17 protein-coding genes and 1 pseudogene are annotated in these 26,115 nt (G+C 63.5%); 6 read left to right on the top strand and 12 right to left on the bottom strand.

The genetic code is table 11. The features are described from left to right. Positions 1–318, top strand: a pseudogene (locus tag NX05_RS24555) (hypothetical protein); the annotation flags it as partial. 437 nt (positions 319–755) lie between these two features. Here NX05_RS24555 and NX05_RS24250 read toward each other — a convergent pair. Next, the gene (locus tag NX05_RS24250) at positions 756–3,935 is read right to left on the bottom strand and encodes a TonB-dependent receptor domain-containing protein (protein WP_039434443.1); all 3,180 of its coding nucleotides are present in this window, start codon (positions 3,933–3,935) and stop codon (positions 756–758) included. Positions 3,936–4,234: 299 nt separating this feature from the next. Here NX05_RS24250 and hemL point away from each other — a divergent pair, with 299 nt between their 5' ends. Both hemL and NX05_RS15845 read left to right on the top strand, forming a co-directional pair. Then, positions 4,235–5,524 carry a glutamate-1-semialdehyde 2,1-aminomutase gene (gene hemL / locus NX05_RS15850; protein WP_039434441.1) on the top strand — a complete coding sequence of 430 codons (1,290 nt, stop codon included), beginning with the start codon at positions 4,235–4,237 and terminating at the stop codon, positions 5,522–5,524. A 538-nt stretch (positions 5,525–6,062) separates the two neighbouring features. Beyond that, positions 6,063–8,834, top strand: coding sequence for a winged helix-turn-helix domain-containing protein (locus tag NX05_RS15845; RefSeq protein WP_039434440.1), 2,772 nt, complete (start codon positions 6,063–6,065; stop codon positions 8,832–8,834). A gap of 84 nt (positions 8,835–8,918) precedes the next feature. Here NX05_RS15845 and azu read toward each other — a convergent pair whose 3' ends face one another. The 6 genes from azu to NX05_RS15815 form a co-directional block, all read right to left on the bottom strand. Then, positions 8,919–9,368, bottom strand: a complete 450-nt coding sequence (gene azu, locus NX05_RS15840) for an azurin (RefSeq protein ID WP_010364446.1) — start codon at positions 9,366–9,368, stop codon at positions 8,919–8,921. A 214-nt stretch (positions 9,369–9,582) separates the two neighbouring features. After that, the gene (locus tag NX05_RS15835) at positions 9,583–10,785 is read right to left on the bottom strand and encodes a pyridoxal phosphate-dependent aminotransferase (protein ID WP_017118858.1); all 1,203 of its coding nucleotides are present in this window, start codon (positions 10,783–10,785) and stop codon (positions 9,583–9,585) included. A 29-nt stretch (positions 10,786–10,814) separates the two neighbouring features. Next, the gene (locus NX05_RS15830; protein ID WP_026113179.1) at positions 10,815–11,318 is read right to left on the bottom strand and encodes a RidA family protein; all 504 of its coding nucleotides are present in this window, start codon (positions 11,316–11,318) and stop codon (positions 10,815–10,817) included. Between the two features lie 24 nt (positions 11,319–11,342). Beyond that, positions 11,343–11,768: a c-type cytochrome gene (locus NX05_RS15825; protein WP_017112969.1), complete on the bottom strand. Its 426-nt coding sequence runs from the start codon at positions 11,766–11,768 to the stop codon at positions 11,343–11,345. Next, positions 11,765–13,372, bottom strand: a complete 1,608-nt coding sequence (locus tag NX05_RS15820) for a flavin monoamine oxidase family protein (RefSeq protein WP_039434438.1) — start codon at positions 13,370–13,372, stop codon at positions 11,765–11,767. Before NX05_RS15820 ends, NX05_RS15825 begins: the two co-directional genes overlap by 4 nt. Before the next feature lie 69 nt (positions 13,373–13,441). After that, positions 13,442–15,724 (bottom strand): TonB-dependent receptor, encoded by a 2,283-nt coding sequence (locus NX05_RS15815; protein ID WP_026113180.1) that lies wholly within the window; start codon positions 15,722–15,724, stop codon positions 13,442–13,444. Positions 15,725–16,017: 293 nt separating this feature from the next. Here NX05_RS15815 and NX05_RS15810 point away from each other — a divergent pair, with 293 nt between their 5' ends. Then, positions 16,018–16,635 (top strand): HAD-IA family hydrolase, encoded by a 618-nt coding sequence (locus tag NX05_RS15810; protein WP_017112966.1) that lies wholly within the window; start codon positions 16,018–16,020, stop codon positions 16,633–16,635. Positions 16,636–16,910: 275 nt separating this feature from the next. Here the strand turns inward: NX05_RS15810 and NX05_RS15805 are convergent, their stop codons facing one another. Then, positions 16,911–18,137, bottom strand: coding sequence for an acetylornithine transaminase (locus tag NX05_RS15805; protein WP_039434434.1), 1,227 nt, complete (start codon positions 18,135–18,137; stop codon positions 16,911–16,913). Positions 18,138–18,209: 72 nt separating this feature from the next. On the opposite strand from NX05_RS15805, the gene NX05_RS15800 reads away from it, so the two are divergent. Next, complete coding sequence (locus NX05_RS15800; RefSeq protein ID WP_039434432.1) at positions 18,210–19,082, top strand: ion transporter; 873 nt, start codon at positions 18,210–18,212, stop codon at positions 19,080–19,082. 286 nt (positions 19,083–19,368) lie between these two features. On the opposite strand, the gene NX05_RS15795 is transcribed toward NX05_RS15800, so the two are convergent. From NX05_RS15795 to NX05_RS15785, 3 genes are all read right to left on the bottom strand, one after another. Further along, positions 19,369–20,322 carry a YiiG family protein gene (locus tag NX05_RS15795; RefSeq protein ID WP_039434430.1) on the bottom strand — a complete coding sequence of 318 codons (954 nt, stop codon included), beginning with the start codon at positions 20,320–20,322 and terminating at the stop codon, positions 19,369–19,371. A 378-nt stretch (positions 20,323–20,700) separates the two neighbouring features. Continuing rightward, positions 20,701–21,516, bottom strand: coding sequence for an SDR family oxidoreductase (locus NX05_RS15790; protein ID WP_039434429.1), 816 nt, complete (start codon positions 21,514–21,516; stop codon positions 20,701–20,703). Positions 21,517–21,651: 135 nt separating this feature from the next. Next, the gene (locus NX05_RS15785) at positions 21,652–22,311 is read right to left on the bottom strand and encodes a serine/threonine-protein kinase (RefSeq protein WP_010364430.1); all 660 of its coding nucleotides are present in this window, start codon (positions 22,309–22,311) and stop codon (positions 21,652–21,654) included. 150 nt (positions 22,312–22,461) lie between these two features. Between NX05_RS15785 and NX05_RS15780 the strand changes: the two genes are divergently transcribed. Then, the gene (locus tag NX05_RS15780; protein WP_039434427.1) at positions 22,462–24,549 is read left to right on the top strand and encodes a bifunctional DedA family/phosphatase PAP2 family protein; all 2,088 of its coding nucleotides are present in this window, start codon (positions 22,462–22,464) and stop codon (positions 24,547–24,549) included. Positions 24,550–25,203: 654 nt separating this feature from the next. On the opposite strand, the gene NX05_RS15775 is transcribed toward NX05_RS15780, so the two are convergent. Then, positions 25,204–26,088 (bottom strand): bestrophin family protein, encoded by an 885-nt coding sequence (locus tag NX05_RS15775; RefSeq protein ID WP_039434425.1) that lies wholly within the window; start codon positions 26,086–26,088, stop codon positions 25,204–25,206. Positions 26,089–26,115 lie beyond the last annotated feature (27 nt).

Here is a 26,115-nt window from a genome sequence, read left to right as displayed (position 1 = left end):
GTACGCATGGGCGGAAATTGCAAGAAACCAGCCTTCAGCGTAGCGAACACTGGTAGTTTTAGCACGCCGGTGCAGACATCAAGGCCTTGCGGTCGTTGGGTGGTTGGGGTTTTTCAGGGGCGACTAAAAAGGCCGGATTGCGTCGAGCGCGCGGCGCCCGCGCCGTTCGCGGGACACGCCGTGAATCCGTTCATGGAGGCTCGCCATGCCGCCAACGGTCCCGCAATCGGCGAGGACACCGCACCAGATAGTTGGCTGGCAGCTAACGAAAAGCAGCTCACTGCTACGAACAGCTTGCCGCATTTGTCGATTGGGTGACTGCTGCGGATCGATTGACCATGACATCCGATAGGCATTGCGACAGAAATCGAATGAGCTGACACGTGCTTCGTTTAATGGGTCGCGCAATGCACTGCTTGTGCCACGCCCACCGACCATCTCCACTGGTCCTTGCCCGCTCACCGTCGCGGGACCCTTGGTGGCATGGATGCCGCCACGGAGCTTACAGGGACGTACTTGCAGCGTGTCCCGCGATGGTGGGCGGGCAAGGGCCCTGCAGCACACAAGCAGACTTGCAGCTCCAAGGCACCGCCGAGGATTTGGCTGCCACGTGCTCATCCAAGCCATCGCTCAGGCCGTATTTCTTCGCTCATCAGAGTTCAGAGTGGCGCCGCGTTGAGCGCCATCTCCAAAACAAAACAGCGACGCGTGCCATCACGCGTCGCTGCCGGGACGGCAGTTATCGAATGATGCGGTTAGAAGTCGTAACTCAACGTCACCCGACCCGAGCGTGGCGCCTGATAGGCGACGACCTGATCCCACAGCGGGTTGGTGGTGTTGTCGGGCAGCTGCGAGAACGGGTAGATGTTGGTCGCGGTCTGCTCGTTGGTGATGTTGAACACGTCCAAGCGCAATGCCAGCTTGCCGTCGGCAAACGCCGGCTTATAGGTCACGCCCATATCCAGCTGCGCAATCCAGCCCAGGCGTCCCTGTGAACCCGGAGGCGATGCCACGCCGGTGCCGGTTTCCGGGTTGTAGCAGTAATGGTAGGGACCGCCGGTGATGGCACTGCCGCCGTAGCCGGCCGGATCGCGGCCGCTGTATTCGGTTCCGTAGTAGTTACCCAGGCAGTTATGCGGAGCGCCGGAAATCAGGCTGAAATTGGCCGATGCACCCCATTGCGGGGTGAACTGGTAGAACCCGAACAGCTTGAGCTGATGGCGATGATCGTTGGATTGATCGCCGTTGAAGTGTTCCATCAACGCAGGGTGGTCCCAGCTCTGTGTGGTCGAGACCGATGCCTGGCCCTGATAGCTGCCGAGTGCGCCGCCGGTGCGCCACAGATCCGAGCGCACCTGGCCTTCGGTGGTGCCGTAGCTATGCGACCAGACGTAGTTGACCTTGGCGTACCACTTGCCGTCGAACGGACGCTCAAGATTGAATTCCATCGCCGAATAATTGCGCTTGAACTTCGGGAAACCGGCCGCTTCGCGGCTCACCGACACTTCGTGGAACTGGCCATCGGTACCGATCACCCCCCAGGTATTGGTCTGGCCCGGATTGATCAACGAAGCGCCCGCCACCTTGGAAAAATCGATGGTCACGCCTTGCGCCGCCGCCGCGTCGATCAACGCGGTATTGGAGACATCGTAGTTCTGGTCGTCGATACCGGCATTGAGGCGGCGATGCGTGCCGCGCACGCCCAGCACCCAGCCGCTATCGAGTTGCTTGGTAAAACCGAGGATGAGTTCGTCCTGATTTTCGCCTTCGATATCCTTGACCACCGCCGTACGCACATCGGCAATGCGGCCGAAGCGCGAGTTGGCCGACACCGCCGAACCCAACTGCTGCGCCAAGATTGGCGTGCCATCGGCATTGATGCCGCTGTAGGTGAAGTAGGTATCGGTGGTGGTCGCCGGGGTGAACAGGCTCACCGCGGACAGCGGCAGACCAAGGTAGTAACGACCAAGGTTACCGAACACCTTCAGGCTGGAATCGCCATTGACGTCCCAGCTAAAGCCCAAGCGCGGCGCCCAGGCATTATCGATTTCGATATAGGGATCGCCGAACGGGGTGTAGTTGGTGAACTCGTCCTTGCGCAGGCCCAGGCTCAGCAGCAGATTGTCGGTGACCTGCCACTTGTCTTCGATGTAGTAGGCGCGTTGCTTGGCCTCGTACGAATACAGGCTGGTATTGATGTTGCGCACCACGTAGTAGCCACTGGACCCATTGACCGGATCGACCAAACCCGGGCTCGGCGCACCGACGCCGCCGGCTTCGTTGGCCGACTGGCTGACCAGCCCACCGGTGGCCAGCCCATAGGGATCATTGGTCTGGCCGTAGGTCCAGGCATAGCCGGGACCAGAGAGGATCGAGCCGACATCGATACCTTCGGACTTCTGGTTATCGATACCGAAGTTGAGCGTGTGGTGGCCAAGGCGCCATTCCAAGTTCAAGCGCTGGTTGTCTTTCTTGTATTCGCGGTCCGGCGAACTGACCGAGCTGACCAACTGGTTGCCGATGCGCGGTGTGCCGCCGGTGTAGGCAGGATTCTGCAATGCGGCACTGTTGATCACCGGACCGCCGGCCGCGTCGTAGTTGAACGGCGTCAGTTCGTCCGGCGTTCTCATCTTGCCGTAGAGCGCGGTCACGGTGAGGTTATCGCCCAGATAGCCGGTGTACTTGCCGGTGAACAGCGTCGGCCCGGTTTTCCAGGTGGATTCATCGGTGAAATACGCACCGCGCTCACGCGCAAGATAGTCGTAGCGATAGATCGAGCCGTTGGTTTCGGCGACGTCGCTGGCACCGGTCACCTCGATCAGGTGATTGTCGGTGATGTTCCAATCCACCTTGGCGTACCAGCGCTTCTGTTTGTAGTCGTAATCGGTGAGGCCGTCGGTACGGCCGTTGTCGGTGTCGCGATTGGTGCCCACGCGGATGCCGTCAGAGTTCACCTGCTCGGCGGCCAGGAAAAAGAACAGCTTGTCCTGGATGATCGGTCCGCCGACATAGGCGCTGTAGGTGGTCTGGTTGGCTTCGGCCTCGCTGGCCGGCTGATACAGGCCATTGGCCGCACGCGCGTAGCGGTAAGCGGCATTGTTGATGGTGCTGCCCTGGCTGTCCGGGCGCCAATAGATGTCGCGCTGGTTGGCCTTGAGGCCGTTCGGCTCCCAGATCACTGCGGCGCCGAACTTCCACTCGTTGGTGCCGCGCTTTCCGATCTGGTTGATCACACCACCGTTGGCGCGACCATACTGTGCGCCGTAGCCGCCGGTGAAGATTTCCTGCTGGTCGATGGCGCCGTACGGCAGGGTCAGGCCGCCCAGGTTGTTGCTGATGGTGGTGGTATTGAAGCCGTTGAGGTAATACGCGTTTTCGCTGGCGGCCGAGCCGCCGAAGCTGGGCAGCGAGCCGCCGAGCGGGCCGTTGTCGAAGCCGCCGCTGTTGACCACCACGCCCGGTGCAAGCAACGCGATCGCTTCGGCGGTACGGCCTAGCGGCAGTTGCTGCAACTGTTCGGCGGTGACCACGGTGCGCGTATCCACGCTGCTGACGTCGATGGTGGTCAGGCTGGCGGCGCTGACGGTAACGCTGTCCAGGGTCTGCATGCCGCTCCCCGCGGCGTTGGCAGCGAACGAGACGTCGGTGTTGGCCCCAACCGTAATGGCGACGTTGTCGCGGGCTTCCACCACAGCGCCATCGCGCTTGACCGTTACCTTGTAAGTGCCCAGCGGCAGATTGCCGGCGGTATAGCGACCGCGCGCGTCCACCGGCACTTCGCGACTGAAGCCGCTGTTGTTTTCCACCAGCACGCTCGTGCCACTGCCCTGTCCCACGCTGCCGACGATGCTGCCGGTGGTGGACTGTGCGTAGACGCTGCCCATGGCCACAACCAATGCCAACGCCAAGGCACGCTTCTGGATAGTACGGTTCATGCTCTCTCCCCAAGTCTTGAACTGTCGGCAAGGCGACAACGGTGCCAGTGGCTACCGGAATCACACTTTCTGAACATCTGCAGCGCAGTGCCAATGACTGCACGCCATCAGCTCATGCCCAAACTGTCGATCCCGTCGCGTTCAATCATAGGCAGCCAAGTTCCCCTACCCGACCGTTCCGACGGGTAGGTGGGCTTCTTGCGGGTAGGCGCGCGAGGCCGCAGGCCTGACAATGGCGGACGCGATGCCCGCTGCGGGCGTCGATGTCCCTAATCGGTATTTCTCAAGGATCTGCGCGCATGAACCACTCCCGCTCCCACGCCCTGTTCGCACAGGCGCAGACCTTGCTACCCGGCGGCGTCAACTCGCCGGTACGGGCGTTCAAGTCGGTCGGCGGCGAGCCGTTCTTCGTGGCGCGTGCCGATGGCCCGTACCTGTTCGATGTCGACGACAACCGCTACATCGACTACGTCGGCTCGTGGGGCCCGATGATTGCCGGGCACAACCACCCGGCGGTGCGCGAAGCGGTGGAGCGCGCGATCCGCGACGGGTTGTCGTTCGGTGCACCGTGCGCGGCCGAGGTGACGATGGCCGAAACCATCAACCGGCTGGTGCCCTCCTGCGAGTTGGTGCGGATGGTCAACTCCGGCACCGAGGCCACGCTGTCGGCGGTGCGCCTGGCGCGCGGCGCCACCGGTCGCAATCGCATCATCAAGTTCGAAGGCTGTTATCACGGCCACGGCGACTCGTTCCTGGTCAAGGCCGGTAGCGGCATGCTGACCCTGGGCGTGCCGACCTCGCCAGGTGTGCCCGCCGGGCTGAGCGAGCTGACCGCCACGCTGAGCTTCAACGACTTTGAAGGCGCCACCGCCCTGTTCGACGAGATCGGCGCGGAGGTGGCGGCGGTGATCATCGAGCCGGTGGTGGGCAATGCCAACTGCATCCCGCCGCGCGCCGGCTACCTGCAACACCTGCGCACGCTGTGCACGCGGCACGGCGCGCTGCTGATCTTCGACGAAGTGATGACCGGCTTCCGCGTCGCGCTCGGCGGCGCGCAGGCGCATTACGGCGTGACCCCCGACCTGAGCACCTTCGGCAAGATCATCGGCGGTGGCATGCCGGTGGGTGCGTACGGCGGCCGCCGCAACTTGATGGAGCAGATTGCTCCGGCCGGGCCGATTTACCAGGCCGGCACCTTGTCGGGCAACCCGGTCGCCATGGCTGCCGGCCTGGCGATGCTGGAACTGGTGCAGGAACCGGGCTTCCACGCGCGCCTGAGCGAAGCGACCAACCTACTGTGCGAGGGCCTGGAAGATGCTGCGCGCGCAGCCGGCATTGCGGTCACCACGCATCAGGTCGGCGGCATGTTCGGGCTATTCTTCACCGACGAAATCGTGGAGACCTACGCGCAGGCCACCGCGTGCGACACCACCACCTTCAACCGCTTCTTCCACGCGATGCTGCAGCGGGGCGTGTACCTGGCGCCCTCGGCGTACGAGGCCGGCTTCATGTCCAGCGCGCACGATGAGGCAGTAATCGAAGCCACGCTGGCGGCGGCGCGCAACGCGTTTGCGGAAGTGGCGCGCTGAATTGGGACTTGGGAATCGGTGAGCAGTGGGCGCGGGGCGTTGCGGGTCTGCGGTGCGGTGCGGCGTGAGCGTGCCGTGCTTGGCGTGCTCGGGATGTTGGCGAGGTACGCGTTGCCGGATTTGCTGGTGACGCTCACTCTGCGGGTAGCGCGTTTCGTTCGCGGCAGCAGCAGCAACTGCACGGCAGTGCACCTCGCAACAAGTCCGTGACCGCATGCCTCTGACGCCGTGTGGTGATGTCTGTTAATGCGCACCACCCGAGCCAAGCGACCTTTAGCGCCTCTTGGCCGCACGCACAAGCCGGCGCATCCGTTACGCTGAACCCGTCAACGGGGCGCAACACGCTTTGCTTTTGTCGCGTGGCTGTCATACCTTTCCGACAGGTGCTCAGGGACGGGCATGGGTGGGGACCCTCGAAGCAGCCGCTGCACCGTCGCCGCCGCATCCGGTGATTACGCTGCATTGCCGCTGGTTCACTCCGATCTGCAGCGTGTCGAGCCGGCATGCTGCCGACGCTTGATACGGCCGCCTTCGCCTCATGCTCAAGCCTGTTGCGCTGCTCACTCCGCGCCCGTCACCGTCGCGCGACCCCGTCATTCCCGATTGGCTGCTTGCCGGCAAGCTGGAGCCGCCGTTGCTGCGCGCCGATGCCGTGGTGCGTGGCGCGTTGTTGGCTGCCTTGGATGAAGCGCAAGCACGCCCACTGACGCTATTGCTCGCTCCACCCGGGTTCGGCAAGACCACGCTGCTGGCGCAGTGGCATGCGCAACTGAGTGCGCGCGAGCCGGGCGCGGTGGCGTGGCTGTCGCTGGACGAAGAAGACGCCGATGCAGCGCGTTTTCTTGGCCATCTGGCGCTGGCGTTGCAGAGCGCAGGTGCCGACCACGCGCTGTGCGCCGCAGTCCTGCATAACCGCGATCAAGACCCGCGCGAAGCAGCGGCGCTGTTGATTCGCGCGCTACGCACCGCGCCGCGCCGCATCAGCGTGATTCTCGACGACTACGACCGGCTCGGCAGCAGCCTCGTCGATGCATGGGTGCTGCGCTTGATCGAGCACAGCGGTGGGCGTCTGCACCTCTTGCTCGCTACCCGCCGCGTGCCCAACCTGCCGTTGGCACGGTTGGATCTGCAAGCCCAGCTCAGCCGCATCGGTAGCGAGCAACTGGCGCTTGACGATCTTGAAGCACAGGCATTGCTCGGCCCGCATGTGCCGGCACCGGTAGTGGACGAGCTGCGCCGCTACACCGAAGGCTGGCCGGTGGCGCTGCAGCTCGCACGGCTGTGGTTGGAAGGCGATGCACAACGTCAACAGGAAGTCGCGGCACGTTTCTCCGGGCGCAGCGCGCAGATTGCGGCATATCTAGCCGAACAGGTGGTCAACGATCTGGATGCGGACACCCGCGACCTGCTGCTGCGCACCAGCCCGCTGGAACGCATCAACGCCGCGCTCGCCGATGCCGTACGCCAACGCGACGACAGCGGCCGGCTGCTGGCGCGGCTGGAACATTTTCATGGTCTGCTGGTGCCGCTGGATGGCGAACGCGAATGGTTCCGCTATCACCCGCTGTTTGCCGATTTCCTACAGCAACTGCTCGACCGCGAACATCCCGGACAAGGCGTGCAGCTGCATCAACGCGCAGCGCGCTGGTTCGGCGAACATCAGCATTTGGCCGAAGCGGTGCGGCATGCCTCGCGCGGCGACTGCGGCGATCTTGCCGCCAGCTACATCGCACGCGCCGGCACCTGGCAGCTGCTGTTGACCCACGGCACGCATGAAGTGCGCGCGCTACTGCGCCATTTCGACCACCGCACCATCCGCGGCACGCCTGCGTTGAATCTCACCCAGGCGCACCTGCACGTAAAGCTTGGCGAGTTCAGCCACGCGCGGTTGTTGCTGGAACGCTTCCGTGATTTCCCCGCTGCACTACGCGAGCCGCTGCAGCGCGATTACACCGTGATGGTCGCGCTGTTGCGCGACCGTCTGGACGAAATCTGCGGCAACCCGCATGGCCTGGCCCAGATTGCTGCGCAGGCCGGCGCACTGGATGAAGACGACCATCTCGGCCGCGGCATGCTGCTCTGCATCTGCGCCACTACCGCGATTGCGCAAGGCGCGTTTGCAGTTGCAGAGCGCTACGCACTCAACGCGCGCGACGCCATGCAGCGCGGCGGCAGCGACCTGGGCGCCAGCCAGGCGGTGTTGTCGCTGGGCCAGAGCCTGTTCTATCGCGGCCGGCTCAGCGATGCGGAAGCCTGCTACCAGCAGGCCTTGAGTTGGTGCGCGCGTACGCCGCAACTGGATCGCGTGCTGGAAGCCGCCGCGCAATGCCTGCTCGCGCAATTGCATTACGAACGCGGCCACCACGACGACGCACCCGACTTGTTGCATCCAGCACTGGAATTGCTGGAGCAACACGATGGCGGCATGGACGTACTGGCCGCCGGATACGGCACCGCGTTGGGGTTGGAACGCCTGCGCGACCACAGCGGACGCAGTGCATTGCTGTTGCTGGAGCACATCGAGCAGATTGCGCACGGGCGGAAGCTTGCGCGCTTGTCGGAACTGGCTGCCGCGTGGCGGTTGATGCTGTTGCTGGAACATCCGGGCAACGCCACCATTGATGTGCTGATCGCGCGCACCGGCGGCGAATCCGGCCTGGCGCATACGTTGCGCTCGCCACACCGCTGGCACGATCGCGCGGCGATGGGGTTCGCGCTAGCCCGCTGGCATCGTCTGGCCGGACGCAGCAGCGCGGCGCTCATCATCCTTGGGCAGATCGAACAGGCCTGCCTGGCCGACGACAATGCCTGGCATCTGGCACGTACCCGTGCGCGTATTGCGCTGGTACTGCAGCAACGCGGCGAATTGCTTGCTGCCCTGCCGCATCTATACAGCGCGCTGGAGCATGTTGCGCTGACGCAAAGCTGGCAGGCCATTGTGGAACTGGGCTTGCCGGCCAAGGCGATGCTGCGTTCGCTACGCCAGCATGACCCGCACACCGTTGGCGGCACCACGCGTGCATTGACCATCCAGGCCGCACTGGAACGCCTCAGCGGCGACGACGACCCGGCCTGCGACATTTTCAGCGAGCGCGAACTGGAAGTGCTGGCGCAACTGGCGCGCGGCTATTCCAACAAGCAGATCGCACGCTGCCTGCATCTGTCGGAAAACACGATCAAATTTCATCTGAAAAACCTGTACCGCAAGCTCGACGCACGCAGCCGCGAAAACGCCCTGGCGCAGGCATTGCAGCGCGGGTTATTGCGTGGAAGCGCCCCGCATGCAGATCAGGGCGCGCTTGCGGATTGATCAGCAATTGCGTGCATCGCTACGTTCAGCGCAACGCTGCACGTGTGGCGGCCAGGCCTGACAGCGCTGGCCGCCAGGCACGCATCACCCGAAACTCAGCGTGCCCTTCATCATCGCCCAGTGGCCGGGGAACGAGCAGAAGAAGGTGTAGTCGCCGCCCTTGCTCAGCTTGCTGGTCGGAAAGCTCACCGTGGTGCTGTCGCCGCCACCGATAACCTTGGTGTGCGCAATCACGCGCGCGTCGGCCTTGGGCAGATAACTGTCGGCGATGGTCGAGCGGACCCCCGCGTTGGCCACTGCCTGGAAATCGGCGGACTTGGTCAATACCCAGTTATGCCCCATCACCGTGGCGTCCATCTTGCCGGAATGCTTGAGCGTGAGCTCCACCAGTGTGCAATCGGGTGCAAGCTTGATCCCGCTCTGATCGAACTTCATCTGATCGTTGCCGGTGATGGTCACCGCGCACGTCCGTGCCCATGCCGAAGGTGCCATCAGCGCCAGCGCACATACGGCAATTGTGGAAAACAGCTTCAAGAGAACACTCCTGCGTTAGAAAATTGCAGCACATCGCACGCGGCACGCCGCTGCAACAGTGAGGTGGTGAGACGTGCTGACAGTGCCAGAGTAACGCGTTGTCGCAATCAACAGCGCATACGCGCAAGCCCAGTGCAGTGCAGTGCGCTCGCGTATCGAACAGGATGCGAAGAGCCGTCTTGATTGCAAGCGAACCTTCCGCAGCACGCCTGCCTCACGCGTAACGGAAAAATGCATCCATCGGCTCTGCCGCGGCAGAGGCAATGGCAGGCACCGGCAGCGGGCCACGTTTACCGGCGACCACCTGCACGAATGCCTGCTTGAAGCGTGCCATCTCCGCCTCGGTGCCCACGGTGATGCGCGACCAGGTTGGCCACACCGGCCAGCTGCGGCCGATGAACACACCGTGGGTGGCCATATCGTCCTTGAAGCCAGCCGCCGGCCGCTTCACATCGACCATAAAGCAGTTGCTCTCCGACGTGGTGCAGGCATAGCCGTGCTTGCCGATAAACTCCATCACGTCCTGACGGATTGCCGCCGTGCGCGCACGCCGCTGCGGTACCAGCTCAGGATCGCGCAGGCTAGCCAGCCCTGCGGCGGCGGCGGTGACCGGCAAGCTGTTGACGCTGTAGAACTTCAACTTGGCCAACAGGTCCGGGCGCGCCGCCGCATACCCCAGGCGGATGCCGGCCATGCCATAGAGCTTGGAGAAGGTGCGCAACACCACCACGTCTTCACCCGCAGCGACCATGTCGACCATGCTGCGCGTGCTTTGTGCGAAGTGGATATACGCCTCATCCACCACCAACACGCTGCCTTTGGGCTTGTGCGCCAACGCGTAGTCCAGATCTTTGCGTGCGGTGACCGAGCCGGTGGGGTTGTTGGGGTTGCAGATGTAGATCACGCCCGCGTTGGCATCGGCCGCGCACATGGCCTGCACATCATGCGAAAAATCTTTGCGCAACGGCACTTTGACCAAGCGTGCGCCATTGCGGGTTGCGGCACGCCAGCCGGATTCGTAGGTGGGGTCGGCGGTGACCAACGCGGCGCTGGGCGAAGTGAAGGCCAGCATCGTGTAGTCGAGCGGCTCGGTGGACCCGGCATACGCCATCAAATGATCGACCGGCAGCTTGAGCTCGGCAGCCAGCGTAGTCATCAATTCCATCTGTACCTCGCGCAGGTAACGCCCGCCTTGCGGTGCGATCTGCGCGATGGCTTTCACTGCGGCAGCAGACGGTCCATCCGGAAACTCATTGGAGTCGATCATCACCGGTGCCAATGCCGCTGCCGGTGCCGGCGCGATGGCAGCGGAGCGCTCTGCAGCGCTGGCCAATAACGGCAAGCTGCCTGCACAGGCGGCGCCGGCAAACAACGCACAGTCGCGTACAAACGTGCGGCGCGAAAGAGCAGTTTTCATGACAATCTCCAGCAAATAAAGACGCGAACTCAGGGACGCACAGCGACAACTTCGATCTCGACCCGGTACAGCGGGTTACCCAATGCAGCAATCTGGAACGCCGAGCGCGCAGGCAGATTGGGCTGTTCCTTGGTGCCGAAGAACTGGCGATACCCTTCCATGAAACCGTTGAAATCCATCTTGCCGCCCATGGCCGGGTCGCCGACCAGAAACACCTGCATCTTCACCACATCGCCCATACCCAACCCAAGCGTGGCCAACTGCTGTTTGATCTGATTCAACACGCTCACCGTTTGTGCCTTGGTGTCGCCATAGGCAGCAGCAGAGTCTTTCGGCGCGCTGGTATCGATCACCGCCGGCACCTTGCCGCTGACATACACCGTAGCCTTGCCGGCGGGAATTTCCACCGCGGCGGCAATGGGGAAATCGCTATTGGGAATCTTGTGGCGGATCACCTCGGCGGCGTGCGCAGCGCCGAAACTGGAAGACCACAGCACGGCAACGGTAAGAAAGGTGGTCATGGGACGGAGCATGGCAATTCCTTGTGTGAGAAAAGATCAGTGGCGTAGCGATTTGACGTCTTCGATGGTCACGTGCTCGGCATAGTCGTTACCGAAATGAGTCCGCACGTAGCTCACCACTTCGGCCACCTGACGGTCGTCGAGCATGTCGCCGAAACCCGGCATGCCGGCGTGGCCGTCGAGCACCATCATGGTCACGTACGGGCCGGCAGCCAGTTTGGGATTGTCGGCAAGTGCAGGATAGTCGCCGGCGCCTTGCGCGCCGCGCCCGGCCGACATATGGCAGCCCTGGCAGATCGCCTGGTAAACATCCTGTCCAGACGCTTTGGCGAAGCCTTGCTGAGGAAATAATTGCGTGGCATCGGAACTTTGTGCGTGCGCATCGCGCACAGTGGGCGGCAGCATCAAGGCGAGGATGGCAAGCGCAACGGTGGCACCGCACATTCTTGGCAAAAGGCTCATGCGCGCGTTCCTCCGGCAATGACCTTGCGGTGCAGGCGGCCGACGACATCGTGCGCAGACAAAATTGCGCCCTCCTGCCAGGCCGGGATGTAGGACACATGCTCACCAGCCAACGCCAGCCGTCCATCGATCTGGCACAGCGGAGTGTAGTGCTCAGCGCGCGCCTGCTCGCTCCATATGCCATAGCAACCATGCGTAAACGGAACGCGGTGCCAGCCGACTGCGATGCCGTTTTCGAATTCGCGTGGATACTGCGGGTGCAGCTGCGTGCCGTATTCCACCGCCTTGCGCACACGCTGCTCGGGCGCCATCGCGGTGAACTGGTACGCGTCCAGCCCCCACACATAGGCGCCGAGCAGCACTCCCTTGCCGGGGCTGTGGTAGTTGGTGCTGGGGTAACTGATCAAGGTGATCGGCAGGTCGGTATAGCTGATGCCGCCATAGATCGCTTCGTCTTCTTCCCAGAAACGGCGCTTGAATTGCAGGCCCACTTTCACCGATGCCGCATACGGCACCTTGCCGATCGCGGTGGTCATCGCATCGCTGGCAGTGACCGGAATACGGCTGAGCACCGACAGTGGAATCGTGCAGATGCACCAGTCCGCAGTGGCGATGCGTTCTTCGCCGCCACGCGCCGCATCCTGCCAGGACACACGCACGCCGCTGCCGTCCTGATCGATCTTGGTGACCTTGGCGTTATAGGTGATCGCATCGCCAAGTTGGCGTGCGAACGCCTTGCCGATCTGGTCCATGCCGCCCACCGGCTGGAACATGGTGGTCTGCATTTCGTACTTATTGCCTACTGCCAGCGTGGTCCACAGGCGTGAGCGCAGCACATCCTGCACGCTGAAGGGATCGGAGAATTCCGGCTTGCCCGACAACCCGCCACCAGGGTAACGCGCAAAGCCGCGCCGCTCGCTGCTGTCCTTGCCTTTGACGTAACCGAACTTCTGGTCGAGCGCCCCCCAGGTGCGCAAGGATTCCAGCAGCAGCTCCTGATCTTCGCGGCTGACCGTCTTGTCCAAGGCGTGTTGCTGCGTGCACTTGGCCAGCAACTCGGACACATGGCCCTTGTAATCGGCATCGATGGCGCGAAAGCGCTGCGGTTTGCCGCCGAAGCCTTTTTCGCTATGCAGTAGCGCGTTGTAATTGACCTGATTGAAGGCTTCCAGCGCCACGCCGAATTGCTTGCAGTAACTCAGCACCGCCTTGTGATGGTGCGGAATGCGCCACGGCCCGGGGTTGAGATACAAACCGTCGTCGAACTGGCAATGCTGTGTGGCGCCGCCCAACTCGGTATAGCGGTCACCGCCGCGCAGGGTCCAGTTGCGTCCGCCAGGGCGGTCGTTGTATTCGAGCAACTGCACGCGGTAACCGGCCTTGCGCAACTCGAAGGCCGCGCTCATGCCGGCGAGCCCGGCGCCGAGGATCAAGACCGAGGCCCCCTTGGGGTCGCCATCCAACTGCAGTGGGCCTTTGAAATTGGATTCGGCTGCCATGCCCAGGCTGCTCATCGCCTGATACATCATCGCGCCACCGGCGGTCATGCCGATGCGCGCCAGCAACTGCCGACGCGTCATCGCTCCCGAGTGATTGCCTTGCATCAACGCACTTCCCCTGCATGTCATGGACGAGCGCATGCGGCCGGCAATCCTAGCGGCCGCGGCTGCACCTCAGAATTTGCAGGCCAGGCTGGCGAACAACTGGCGCGGTGCGATCAACTGATACGAACCCGAGCTTTCGTTGGGAAACACTGCACCAATTGCATCGTCCTTGTCGAACAGGTTGTAGACCGACAACTGCAGCCGGCCACCGGCGAGAAACCCACTGCTGTCGCCCTGGTAACCGACGCTGCCGTTGACGATGAAGGTGGCATCCACCTGGTCGGTATTGCGCGTGTCGCCGTAGCGCTTGCCGGTGTATTTGGTATCCAGATTGGCGAAGAAATGCTCGCCTTCCCAACCGCCGTTGACGCTGAACATCACCTTCGGCGCATCCGGTACGTCGTTGCCTTTCACCTGTACCAGGCTGCCGCTGACCGGGCCGAAGTAGTTGTCCTGGAATTCGGAGTTGTTCCAGGTCAGCGATGCACCCAGCCGCCAGCCCGGCGCCGGTTTCCACATGCCGGAGATTTCCGCGCCGTAGGTCTGTACGTCGCCGACGTTGGCGTAGACGGTGGGCGCAACCACCAGCGGGTCCGGATCAATCAGCGCGATGATGCGGTTTTCGTAATCGATCTTGTAGGCGGCGACATAGCCGCTCCACTGTGTGGATTCGGCGCGGATGCCGATATCGATATTGGTGGATTCTTCCGGCGCGATATCCGGGTTGAATGCCCCTGATGTCAAGGCCAGCCGCGGCGCCGAGCTGAAGTTCTCCGCGTAGTTCGCGAACACCTGCACGCCCTCGGCAAGCTGGAAGCTGGCACCGACCTGCGGCTGGAACCAATCGCTGTTCTTGATGGTGACATCGCGGCGCACACCGACATTAAAGTCATCGAGATTGGCGGTGCCGTTGTAGTCGCGTTTGACATCCAGCCCCTTAGCGCCGAACTCCATGGTGAGGCGATCATCGAGCAGGCGTAGCGTGTCCTTGATGTAGAGTTGCTTCACTTCGGTGGAGAAGTGGTTGTCGTAGTAGATGACGATCGGCAGCGAGCCTTTGAGCAAAGCGCCGGTGGCCGGGTCCAGGTTGTACAGCGGGCGCACCTGATCGAAGTCGTAGTTTTCGTACCATGCACCGGCTTCGAGTTTGTTGTGCTCGGTCTCCCACGACACTGCCGCGGTTAGGCCGTAGCGATCGCCCCCTATGACTTCTTCGCGCCGCGTCATCGCACCGACGTGGGTGACATTACCGTTGGCATCGACAATTTGCGGGTCGTTGATGGCGATGTCGGTGCGCCCTGGCGTGCCGGCGATCGCATCGTTGTACAAGCCGGTCGCCGTGCTCGGCGGAGCGCCGCCGACGCCGTACCCGTGCTTGTTTTCGTAGTAGCCGGTGAAAGTGAAACCGATCGCATCGTTGAAGAGAAAATCGCCGTGCAGGCTGAGCAAGGAATCGCGCCGCCCGTTCTGCCATTGGCTGTAATGCTTGGCATCCACTTCCGGGTTGCCGGTGATGCGCTCATGCAGATCCGATGACACCGAACCGTCGGAGTTATACGACTGTACGTCGTAGTCCTTGCGGTTGTTGTAGATCCAGCCCAGCGTCAGGCTGCCCGCATCCCAGGCCTGGCGAATCTTGGCTTCGAAGTGATCGCTCTTTTGCGTGGCCGGCTCCATGTCCCACACACCGCCTTGCGTACGTGAGGCGGAGAGATACGCGCTGGGTCCGCCTTCCCACCAATTCGGCGTATCCAGGCGCACGAAGGTGCGCACCAGATCATCCGAACCGATGGTCTGGGTGAGATTGCCGCTCCAGCTGTCGCCGCCCTTCGGTGGCAGGCTGGTGTAACGGATCGCACCGCCGAGTGCGTGGTACGAGGGCTGGGTGACATCGCCCGAACCGGCCGACACGGTGACGTCGAGCAGGTTCTCGCTGGAGACGTAACGGGTGATCGGCCCGCCTTCGCGAGTGTCGAAGGTTTCGATCGGAATGCCGTCCAAGGTGACGCCGATCTGGTTGGCGGAAAACCCGCGGATGGTCATTGAATTGCCGAACTCGTACAGCCCGAACGGATCGGTGGTCTGCACGTTCACACCGGGTAGGCTGGCCAACAGCTGCTGCGGCGCCACCCCGGGCACCTGCGCCTGAATCTCGTCAACCGAGATGGACGCGGTGGTGCGCGTCGACCCGGTGCCCACCACGCTGACGGCGTCCAGCGTGCGCGCTTCCTGTGCCAGAGCGGGCACACTCTGTGCACCGGCCAGCAACAAAGTCATCGACGCCAGCGTGTGGCGCGAGCGGGCAGTGGTGAGGATGGTGGCGACCGAGGCCGCCACTTGATCGGTATTCAAGCACTTTCGCATGCAATCAACCCCTGGAGATGTGTGGCGTACTGAGTAACCGGGCGCTCCCCCGAGACCGGTTGATGCCGCGGATGCGGCATGCGGTGACCATAACCAGGGCAGTTGCTCCGCAACGACAGTGCGGAGGGTGGGATCGATGCAGGTGGGTAGGTCGCCACCGAATTCAAAACTCTGAATAGGGACTTCTGCCGCCTACCTGTGCAGTGTTGGCATTGCAGGTCGCGCGCTTGCCATGCAGCGCGGAATCGACAAGGCTGCAGACTCACCACACGAGTACGCAGATGTCGCCTACACCCACGTCGCTGCTATTGCTCGATTTCGACGGCGTGCTCGCGCACTACGCGCGGCCACGGCGCATGGCCGCCCTTGCGACAGCGGCTGGCTGCTCACCGCAGCGCGTGCATGAGGTGTTGTTCGCGCAGGGCCTGGAGCGCGCCTACGATGCCGGTGCGATCGACACGCACGCATATCTGGCGCAGTTGAGCGAAGAGCTGAGGCACCCGATCGATCGCGCTACCTGGATCACGGCACGCGTCGCCGCGTGCCGCGCCGATCCTTCGGTTGTGGCACAGGTGTTGGCGGTGTCGGCAACCACCGCTGTGGCGGTACTCACCAACAACGGCCCGCTGATGCTCGACGCGATCGAGCGGGTCGTGCCGTCGTTGTTTCCGCTATTGCAGGACCGCGTGCTGTGCAGCGGCGCGCTCGGCGGCCGCAAACCCGATGTGCAGGTGTATCAGCGCGCGCTGGCACAACTCGGGCAACGCGCCGAGCACACGCTGTTTGTCGACGACTTGTTCGTCAACGTGCGCGGCGCACGCGCGGCCGGCCTGCACGCCGACACCGTGCGCGATGCCCGCGCGTTGCGGCGGGTGCTCAAACGCTACGGACTTGCATAAGACAAAACCCCTCTCCCCCGGGAGAGGGGTTGGGGTGAGGGTACGGAGAAAGATTGCACGCCACCGGCGTGCGTGCCTTGGAGCGCCCGCGTCGCAAGCGCGGGCCGGAGCGTGGAATGGTGGCTGGGGTGAGGGTACGGCGGAAGACAGCCATTCCACCCAGGCAGTCAAAAGACCACGCACCCTGCGTGAGATGCACGCTGCACACCACGCATCTCCAACACGCTTCTAACCGGCGCAGTGCCGGCGAGAAGACGCGCAAGCACAGCCCACCATCACGGCTGCGCGACGTACTCGGCAAGCGCCAGACGCAAACGCGCCAGACCATCCGCCAGCTCGACGTCGGTCAGATTGAGTGCCGGCACGAAGCGCAGCACATCCGGGCCGGCCTGCAGCAGCAGCAAGCCATGTTTGGCTGCCAGGTCGAGGATCGCCCCGGCCTGCCCCGCGTGCGTCGGCGCCAGCACCGCGCCCAGCATCAGGCCACGTCCACGAATCTGCGCAAACAGACCGAAGTCGGCATTGAGCGCTTCCAGACCCGCGCGCAACGCCGCCGACTGCCGCTCCACGTTGTCGGCTATCTGCGGCGAGGCCAGCTTGCGCAGCGCCACGCGCGCCACCGCCGCAGCCAATGGATTGCCGCCGAAGGTGGTGCCATGCGCGCCGAACTGCATGGTCTCGGCCACCTTGGGCCCGGCCAGCATCGCGCCGATCGGGAAACCGCCACCCAGCGCCTTGGCCAGGGTCACGATGTCCGGCGTCACCTGTTCCTGCCAATGCGCGAACAGCGTGCCGGTGCGGCCCATGCCGCACTGAATTTCGTCCAGTAGCAACAGCGCATCGTGCTGATCGCATAGCGCGCGCACACGGCTCAGGAAGCCCGGCGCGGCCGGCATCACCCCGCCCTCGCCCTGGATCGGCTCGACCATCACCGCCGCCACATCGCCGCTGGCCATCGCCGCTTCCAGCGCTGCAACGTCGTTGAAATCCACATAGCGAAAACCGCCCGGCAGCGGCTCGTAGCCTTCCTGGTACTTGGGCTGCGCGGTGGCGGTGACCGATGCCAGCGTACGGCCATGGAAACTGCCGCGGAAGGTGACGATGACGCGCTTGTCGGCCGGCCGGCCCTGGCTGCTGGCCCACTTGCGCACCAGTTTGATCGCCGCCTCGTTGGCCTCGGTGCCGGAATTGCACAGGAACACCTTGTGCGCGAAACGCGAGGCAGTCACCAGCTCCTCGGCCAGTTTCAGCGGCGGTGCGCTGAAGAACACGTTACTGGTATGCCACAGCTTGCCGGCCTGCTCGGTGAGCGCAGCCACCAGATCGGGATCGTTATGGCCGAGTCCGCTGACCGCGATGCCCGACGACAGATCCAGATACTCGCGTCCCGCATCGTCCCACACGCGGCTGCCCTGACCACGCTCCAGCACCACCTGGCGCGGGCGATACACCGGCAGGTAGTAGTGCGCGAGGGACAGGGGCGAATCGGCAGCGGTGCTCATAAGGATGGGTCGCAGAAGCGGAGGGAGAACCGGCATTCTCGCGCATTCGCCGGCCTGCGGCACAATGCGCGCATGCGCCCTTTCTCCGATCCGCAACTCACTGCCGCCACCGACGATGGCTGGCGCCGGCAGTGGTTCGACATCATCTACCGCCACGACACCCGTCCCTCGCGCAATTTCGACCTGATGCTAGTGGTGGCGATCCTGGCGAGCGTGATGGTGATCATGATCGCCAGCGTGCCGCGCATCCATTCGCATGCGGCGGACTGGCTGGTGCCGCTGGAATGGGCGTTCACGGTGATCTTCACCATTGAATACGCGCTGCGTCTGGCGGTGGTGCGGCGCCCGCTGCATTACGCGCTCAGCGTGTGGGGCGTGATCGATCTGCTGTCGATCCTGCCCAGCTATCTCTCCTTCTTCGTGCCCGGCGCGCAGACGCTGCTGGTGGTGCGCGTGCTGCGCATCCTGCGGTTGTTCCGCATTCTCAAACTCACCCGCTACATCGAAGAGAGCGGGCAACTGCTGGACGCGCTCTGGCGTAGCCGGCGCAAGGTGTCGGTGTTTCTGTTCAGCGTACTCACCATCACCGTGATCGCCGGCGCCACGATGTACATCATCGAAGGCCCGCAGCACGGCTTCACCAGCATCCCGACCAGCATGTACTGGGCCATCGTCACCATGGCCACGGTGGGCTTCGGCGATCTGGTGCCGCAGACCACGCTGGGCCGCTTCGTGACCTCGGCCTTGATCCTGATCGGCTACAGCATCATCGCCGTGCCCACCGGCATCTACACCGCCGAGCTGGCCAGCTCATTGCGCGAAGGCCGCCACACCGGCAAACGCGATGTACGCTACTGCGCCCGCTGCGGGTTGGAAGGCCACGCAGCGGACGCACGCTATTGCAGGCAATGCGCCGAGCCGCTGCCGAAGGTGTCCAATGGCTGATGCGGTGCTGTGGACCACGATGAGGTAAAGATTAGGCCGCAGTTGCCGGGCGGCCATCGCCCTTGCGCGCCACGGCATGTAGCAGACCTACATGCCGGTACCGAGTCCGCCGTCCCTGCCCAACTGCATACTGCGTGGGAGTTCGATTGCAAAGCAGATGGGCTGTGGTTCGGCTGCAATCGTGTTGATCGCTGATGGGCAGCCAGCGCTCGCAGCGCGAAGAGGTCACCAACGCAATCAGCAGTTGAGCTCACTCGCATCATTCCCCAGCGATACGTGCACAGCATCACTGCAACATGCGGTTGCTCATGTCGATCAGGTCGTTGTAGCTGGCAAGCACGGCCTGACGGGTACCATCCGGCGGCATCGAGCCGTTTTCCAGCTGCATCTGCTCACTCTTGCTCAGCGGGGTCTTGCTGCGAATGCGCTCGATAAGACGTCCTGAGTCACGCGCAAGCTTGTCTGCAGCACGTTCCATGTGACCCCACATCGCATCGCCCTGGCCGGCCTTGGCCTTCTGCGCGTCTTCCAGAATGCGCTGGTAGTTGGCCAATTGCGCTTGCGCCGCGGCAAGATCCGGCGTGTCGCTGTCGAGCACCTTCACCAGCTGCTTGCCCTCGCCGATGATCTTCAGGTGATACCACGCTGCGCTGTGGCCCTCTGCTTTTTCGATCGCATCAATCTGCGCCTTGCGCCGCGTGTCTTCGTTGTGTTCCAACGCCGCGTTCATCGCTTCGCCGGCCTCGAAGAACGCGGCATAGGCTTGCATCAGCGGTGCGTGCAGTGCGCGCATGCCCTTGCCTTCGTCGCGCAGATAATCCTCACGGCCGTAGTAGCGCACCGTCTCCCCGATACGCTTATTGAGCGTGGTGAAGCGTTCCTGATACGTCTTGGCAACCGGGTCGAGCTCGGCGTTGACCGGTTGCTGCGCCAACGCGGCGGTCATCGGCGCACCGCACGCCTCGACCCGATGCGACAGCACCGTGCCTGGTGCACGAATCCCGCGCTCCTTGCCGGTGGGCCCGGCTTGCGGGTCCTGCATCCAGCCTATATAGGTCTGGTAACTCTCATGGATCGGCTGTTCGACACCATTGAAACAGGCGACGTAGGCATTGATCTTGTCGGCGCCCTCCACCGCGGCGGCGGATGCGCTTTTCTGGCAGCCGGCAAGCAGCGCGGCAAGAACGATTGCCGCAGTCAGCGGCGCAGAACGAAGGCGATGAGTCATGTGGCTTTCCATGGGAAGTGTCTAAGGCATGGCCTGCGGATTCAGCGCAAGTGCGATCATCGAGGGTGAGAACAGAGGCTCACCTTGCGCATTGGTCGTCGTGGTCATGCTGGCGCGTGTCCTCACGGGCCAGCCTGCGGCTGATTGGCCGCAAGACGTTGAGAGTCACGTCGAAACATCCTTGTTGGAAGCGTTTTCAGGCGCGCACGGTAGCAGACCGGGCTGTGAACTCTCCGTGCGTGCCACAGCATGCCTGCGACGACGACTTTCAGCGTCGCAATGCGCACAGACGCATGCGGCACTCATGCTGTCGCGCGGATGCACGTGCGGTACATGCAGCCGCGCGTAACGCAACTGCGCTGCGAGCATCCAGCCGCCAGGTTGTTGTCGTCAGTCCAGAAACAGATCCGGCAACAACGCACGCGACGGATCCACTGCATAACCGCTTAAGTCGGTGATGCCGGCCTGGGCCAGCACCTCGTCGTCGATCAGGAATTGCCCGTGAAACCCGGCCGCTTGCCGCGTCAGCACCGCATGCGCGGCATCGGCCATGATCTCCGGCCGACGGCAGGCCGCGGCGTCCACGCCAGGCAGCATGTTGATCGCATCGGTGGCGATCACCGTGCGCGGCCACAACGCATTGATCGCCACGCCGTGCGGGCCGAACTCTGCTGCCAGCCCCAGGGTGACCAGGCTCATGCCCATCTTGGCCAGCGTGTAGCCGGTGTGCGCGCCCCACCATGCAGGATTCAGCGACGGCGGCGGCGCCAGACTGAGGATGTGCGGATTAGCCGCCTGCAGCAGATGCGGCAGGCAGGCCTGCGCGCACAGAAAACTGCCGCGCGCGTTGACCTGTTGCATCAGATCGAAGCGCTTCATCGGCGTGTCCAGCGCACCGCGCAACCAGATCGCACTGGCGTTGTTGACCAGGATATCGATCCCGCCGAACGCATCGACCGTCGCCGCCACCGCCGCACGCACCTGATCTTCTTCGCGGATATCGCACTTGAGCGCCAGCGCCTGCCCACCGGCAGCAATCACCGCCGCAGCTGCGCTATGGATGGTTCCTGGCAATTTGGGATTGGCCACCGCCGACTTGGCCGCAATCGCCACATTCGCCCCATCGCGCGCCGCCCGCAACGCAATCGCCAAGCCAATCCCGCGCGAGGTACCGGTGATGAACAGGGTTTTGCCTGATAACGTCATGGGAATCGGGAATCGGGAATCGAGAATCGAGAATGGCAAAAGCTTAACGCCTTGAACATCCCGCAACCGACGAACAAACAGCTCTCCCGGTGCGCTCTACCGATTCCCCACTCCCGATTTCCGATTCCCGGCCGTTCACGGCTTCGGCCCCTGCCCTTCGTTGTCTTCCCAGTGCAGCACGCGGCGGGTAACGAAGCGGTAGACCGGTTTGCCGGTGGCGAACCAGAGCTCGCGTACCCAGGAAGTGCGTTTGAGCACGCGGCGTTCCACCGGAGTGAGTGCGGCCGGGCAGTACATGCGCTTGTGCTTGAGCAGGTGGCGCAGATCCTCGCGGGCAAGCAGACGCATCCAGCGCGCGCGTGGGTTGCCACGCACGGCCAGCTGGAAGTCGATCACCGCCGGGCTGCCGTCGTCCTGCACCAGCCAGTTGGCTTCCTTGGCCAGATCGTTGTGCGCCACGCCACGACGATGCAGCTGCTGCAACAGCCTGCGCGCACTACGGAAATAGGCCAGATCGCCGCGCGGCGGACGCTGATACATCGCCGCGCCAGCCAGGTAGCTGCGGTCCAGATGGCGCCCGTCCCAGTGCAGCAACCGTGGCGTGCGCGGCAAGCCATCCAGCTGGCGCAAGGCCAGCGCCTCGCGTCGCGCCAGCCACCAGGCCACGCCACGCAACAGCAATGGCGCCACGCTCAGGTCGCGACGCACGAACACGTGCTCGCCATCGCGGATCAACAAAATGCGTCCGAACGTATCGGACTTCAGCGGCAGATTGCCAGTGGGGTCGTGACTCATGCCCCATTGTAGGCGGCTGGTTTGTCTCCCCGCGCGTCTCTGTGGCGCGCGCGCGGGCGGCATCTGCGTGGTCGCAACCTGAGGTGAAGCCCATCCCTCCATGTGAGGACGGTGCAATCAACCACTGCTGCGCACCTTTATAATTCAGCGATGAACTCATGGATCGACGCCACGCTGGAGTGGATCGGACACCACCCCATCTTGGCTGGCGCGGTGATCTTTGCCATCGCATTCTGTGATGCGGTGATTGTGCTGGGCGCCATCGTGCCCGCGCTGCCATTGCTATTTGCCATCGGCGTGCTGATCGGGCTCGGGCAGATCAACGGGCCCTACGCAGTGGCGTGCGCCACGCTGGGCGCCTTCGTCGGCGACACGCTGAGCTTCTGGGTCGGCCACCGTTGGGGCCACCAGTTGCACACCTATTGGCCATTCCGGCGTTATCCGCAATTGCTGGAACGCGGCGAGCTGCTGTTCCGGCGCAACGCCTTCAAGAGCATCTTGATTGCCCGCTATGTGGGCGCGGTGCGGCCGTTCGTGCCAGCAATCGCCGGCATGTCGCACATGCCGTTCAAGCGCTATCTGTTCGCCAGCGGGCTGGCCTGCATCTCGTGGGCGCTGTTGTTCCTGGTGCCCGGCTGGGTGCTGGGCACTGCCTACGATGCAGTCGCGGCGGTGGCCGGGCGGCTGTTCGTGGTGGTCGCGTTACTCGCGGCCGTGATCGGGCTCGCCTGGGCGGTGGTGCTGTATGCGTATCGTTGGTCCGCCGGCCACCTGGATGCCTTGCTGGCACGCCTGCTGGAGTGGTCGCATCGGCATCCGGTATTGGGAAATTGGTCGGTCGGCGTATTCGATCCGCGCCGTCGCGAATCGGTGCCACTGGCAATGATGGCCTTGATGCTGTTGCTGCTCGGCTGGGGCTGGTTCGTGCTGCTGATGGTGGTGCTGGCGCATGGCGAGCCGCTGCGCGTGGACCTGGCCGTGCACGACCTGATGCTGGCGCTGCGTAACCCGCTGGCCGACTACCCGATGGTGGCGCTGGCCTCGCTGGGCGACTGGCAAGTGCTGTTGCCGGCCATTGCCGCCGCGATGGGCTACCTGGCCTGGCGCCGTCGCTGGATGGCCGTGGCGCATTGGGTCATCGCGCTGGCCTTCGGCCTTGCGCTGACCCAACTGCTTGGCGCCACCGTGCAGGTGGTCCGCCCGCCTGCGGCCAGCAGCGGCTTTGGGTTTCCATCGGTCGCGGTCACCATGGCCACAATTGGTTTTGGCTTTTTCGCGCTGCTGATCGCGCGCGAGTTGCCCGGCCGCCGCCGCGTGTGGCCATATCTGGTCAGCGGTGCCATCGTGTCGTTGATCGGTTTCGCACGCCTGTATCTGGGCGCACATTGGCTCAGCGACGTCGTTGGCGGCATGCTGTTCGGCATCTTCTGGCTGCTGGTGCTGGGCATTGCCTACCGCCGCCGCGCCACGCGCGCGTTCTGGGTCAAGCCAGTATCGTGGATCTTCTACGGCGTGTTCGTGAGCTGCGCGATCTTCTTTGCGCCACGCAATCTCGACGCCAAGCTGGCGAAGTTCGAACCGCCGCCGCAGTTGCTGATGGAGTTGCCGGCAAACGAGTGGTGGGAAAGGCAATGGCGCCTGCTGCCGGCACGCCGCAACGAATTCGACGACGATCAGCGTTGGCCGCTGGACGTGCAGTTGGCCGGTCCGCTTGCCCCGTTGCAGCACCAACTCGAAGCGCGCGGTTGGCAGGTCCAGCCGCAAGCAGGCTGGGAACAGGCGCTGCATCTGCTCGATGTCAGCGGCCGCCCGGACGAAGTGCCGATTCTGCCGGCCACGCTGGACACCCAGGTCGAAGCGCTGTTGATGGTGCGCCATGCCGCGCCCGGCCATGTGCATGTGCTGCGCCTGTGGCCCGCCGCCGCGCGTCTGCAACCGGATGCACAACCCCTGTGGGTGGGCAGCACCCAGACCTTGCGCTACAGCCGCCACTTCAGCCTGATCGGCTTGTGGTACCCGTTGCGCGGCGTCGATCCTGCATTGAGCGCATTGCGCGACGCACTCGGCCCACTGCCGCATCGCATGGAACAGCGTCGTCGCTCGCAGGTGCCGGTGATCCTGATCGACACCACCTCGGGTAGCGCAGTGCGTGGCGAGAACAAAGACAACACTGCACCGCAGGCGGGAACCACTGCGCCCGGTGCTGCTGCATCGGACCCGTCACAGCGGCGTCGTTGATCGATCTGGCAATAACCGCGACCGGCCTGAAATCACGCGGTTTTTTATAGGTCCGGGCTGCCAGCAACGCTATTTACACCCTATATCGATGGCGATCGTATGCTGGCGTCTGGATGCAGCTGAAACTTCAGAACAAAAGCCTCGTGCATCGAGTGCGCGATGCCCTCACCGCTTGCGCGACACGCCGTAAACCCGTCCATGGGGGCTCGATGGCGGCATCCATGCCGCCAACGGTCCCGCAAGCGACCAGGACATCGGACAAGTACGTTGGTCGGCGGCTTTATAAAAGCGGCTCGTGGTGCGAAGGCGGTGTGCGGCTTAGTGCTTGGGCGTTGCCAACTGCCAACTCCCAACGCTTATTGACATCGCCAGCGCACATCGCCTGTCGCCTGCACTGACACACCGACCATCTCGACTGGTCTTGCCCGCTCACCGTCGCAGGACCCTTGGCGGCATGGAGGCCGCCACGGAGCTTCCAGGGACGTACTTGCAGCGTGTCCCGCGCTGGTGGGCGGGCAAGGGCCCTGCAGCAACGCCGCGGATCATCGGCTCCGCAACTGTCAGCGCCGTTCAATCGCCTTTCAAAGCGATTGGAGCACTGGGAATCAGCGCCGTTCGGATATGCAAACGCCGCGTTGAATCAGCGCGCGTACCTCACCACAACACACCACCCACTGGCTGCATCGGCTCCGGCGCTTGCTCACCAATGGCTTGCAAGGCATCGATTTCCACCGTACGGCACATCGTGTCCAGGGGCAGGTCGTGGATGGTGTTGGCGAATGGGTCAACCAGCTCATCGCCGATTTTGAACACCGCCAGAAACATCAAGCCGGCCACGGTTGAACCGACCGGGGTGGCGTATTGCAGCGTCTCTACCAACCCGATCGGCAACAGCACGCAGAAAAGCCGCGTAAACACGTTTGGATAGAAGCGGTATTGGTACGGCAGCGGGGTATTTTTCAGGCGCTCCATGCCGCCCTGCGCGTTGGCAATATCCACCAGGATGCGCTCTACGCTGGCCTGCTGGATGCTGTCGATCCAGCCATCGCGCCGCGCCTGCTCCACACTGCGACCTGTGATGTCGAGCAAGCCGTTGGCTACATTGGTGCGGGTGATCACTGCGGTTACTTCATCGGCATCCAGACGCGACTCCAACGCCGTCGCGACCGGCAACCGGCGCAACTGGCAGCGCAACGCGTTGACGTAAGCGATCTGACGCAGCGCAATCGCACGCCCCAGCGCCGCAGCTTCCGGCGCAGACAAAATGCTCACGCTCAAACGCACCAAGTTACGTGATGCATTGATCATCTGGCCCCACAGCACGCGCCCTTCCCACCAACGCTGATAGGTGGAATTGGCTCGAAAACCCAGGAATAACGCCAACGCCGAGCCGAAGATGGTCAGCGGCAACGCTGGCGCGCGGAACGGCAGCACGTAGTAGATGATCGTGATCAAGACATCCCATACGAACAACACCGCCAGGGTCCGCCAGACCTGGTTGAATACATCCGCTAGACGCGGTTTGACATCGATGATCAAGGCTCACTCCAGTGGATCGATAGCGAG

This window comes from Xanthomonas vasicola (genome assembly GCF_000772705.2).
Classification (GTDB): Bacteria; Pseudomonadota; Gammaproteobacteria; order Xanthomonadales; family Xanthomonadaceae; genus Xanthomonas; species Xanthomonas vasicola.
Note: the sequence above shows the minus strand (reverse complement) of the source record. Positions and strands in the feature narration are given on the sequence as shown.

What these genes read in the sequence shown, in the direction of transcription:
- NX05_RS15810 (WP_017112966.1), top strand. Translation starts at nt 16,018, where the DNA reads ATGTCGCCTACACCCACGTCGCTGCTATTGCTCGATTTCGACGGCGTG.
- NX05_RS15785 (WP_010364430.1), bottom strand. Translation starts at nt 22,311, where the DNA reads ATGAGTCACGACCCCACTGGCAATCTGCCGCTGAAGTCCGATACGTTC.
- NX05_RS15845 (WP_039434440.1), top strand. Translation starts at nt 6,063, where the DNA reads ATGCTCAAGCCTGTTGCGCTGCTCACTCCGCGCCCGTCACCGTCGCGC.
- NX05_RS15780 (WP_039434427.1), top strand. Translation starts at nt 22,462, where the DNA reads ATGAACTCATGGATCGACGCCACGCTGGAGTGGATCGGACACCACCCC.
- NX05_RS15820 (WP_039434438.1), bottom strand. Translation starts at nt 13,372, where the DNA reads ATGCAAGGCAATCACTCGGGAGCGATGACGCGTCGGCAGTTGCTGGCG.
- NX05_RS15830 (WP_026113179.1), bottom strand. Translation starts at nt 11,318, where the DNA reads ATGCTCCGTCCCATGACCACCTTTCTTACCGTTGCCGTGCTGTGGTCT.
- NX05_RS15825 (WP_017112969.1), bottom strand. Translation starts at nt 11,768, where the DNA reads ATGAGCCTTTTGCCAAGAATGTGCGGTGCCACCGTTGCGCTTGCCATC.
- NX05_RS15790 (WP_039434429.1), bottom strand. Translation starts at nt 21,516, where the DNA reads ATGACGTTATCAGGCAAAACCCTGTTCATCACCGGTACCTCGCGCGGG.
- NX05_RS15800 (WP_039434432.1), top strand. Translation starts at nt 18,210, where the DNA reads ATGCGCCCTTTCTCCGATCCGCAACTCACTGCCGCCACCGACGATGGC.
- NX05_RS15835 (WP_017118858.1), bottom strand. Translation starts at nt 10,785, where the DNA reads ATGAAAACTGCTCTTTCGCGCCGCACGTTTGTACGCGACTGTGCGTTG.
- NX05_RS15805 (WP_039434434.1), bottom strand. Translation starts at nt 18,137, where the DNA reads ATGAGCACCGCTGCCGATTCGCCCCTGTCCCTCGCGCACTACTACCTG.
- hemL (WP_039434441.1), top strand. Translation starts at nt 4,235, where the DNA reads ATGAACCACTCCCGCTCCCACGCCCTGTTCGCACAGGCGCAGACCTTG.
- NX05_RS15795 (WP_039434430.1), bottom strand. Translation starts at nt 20,322, where the DNA reads ATGGAAAGCCACATGACTCATCGCCTTCGTTCTGCGCCGCTGACTGCG.
- NX05_RS24250 (WP_039434443.1), bottom strand. Translation starts at nt 3,935, where the DNA reads ATGAACCGTACTATCCAGAAGCGTGCCTTGGCGTTGGCATTGGTTGTG.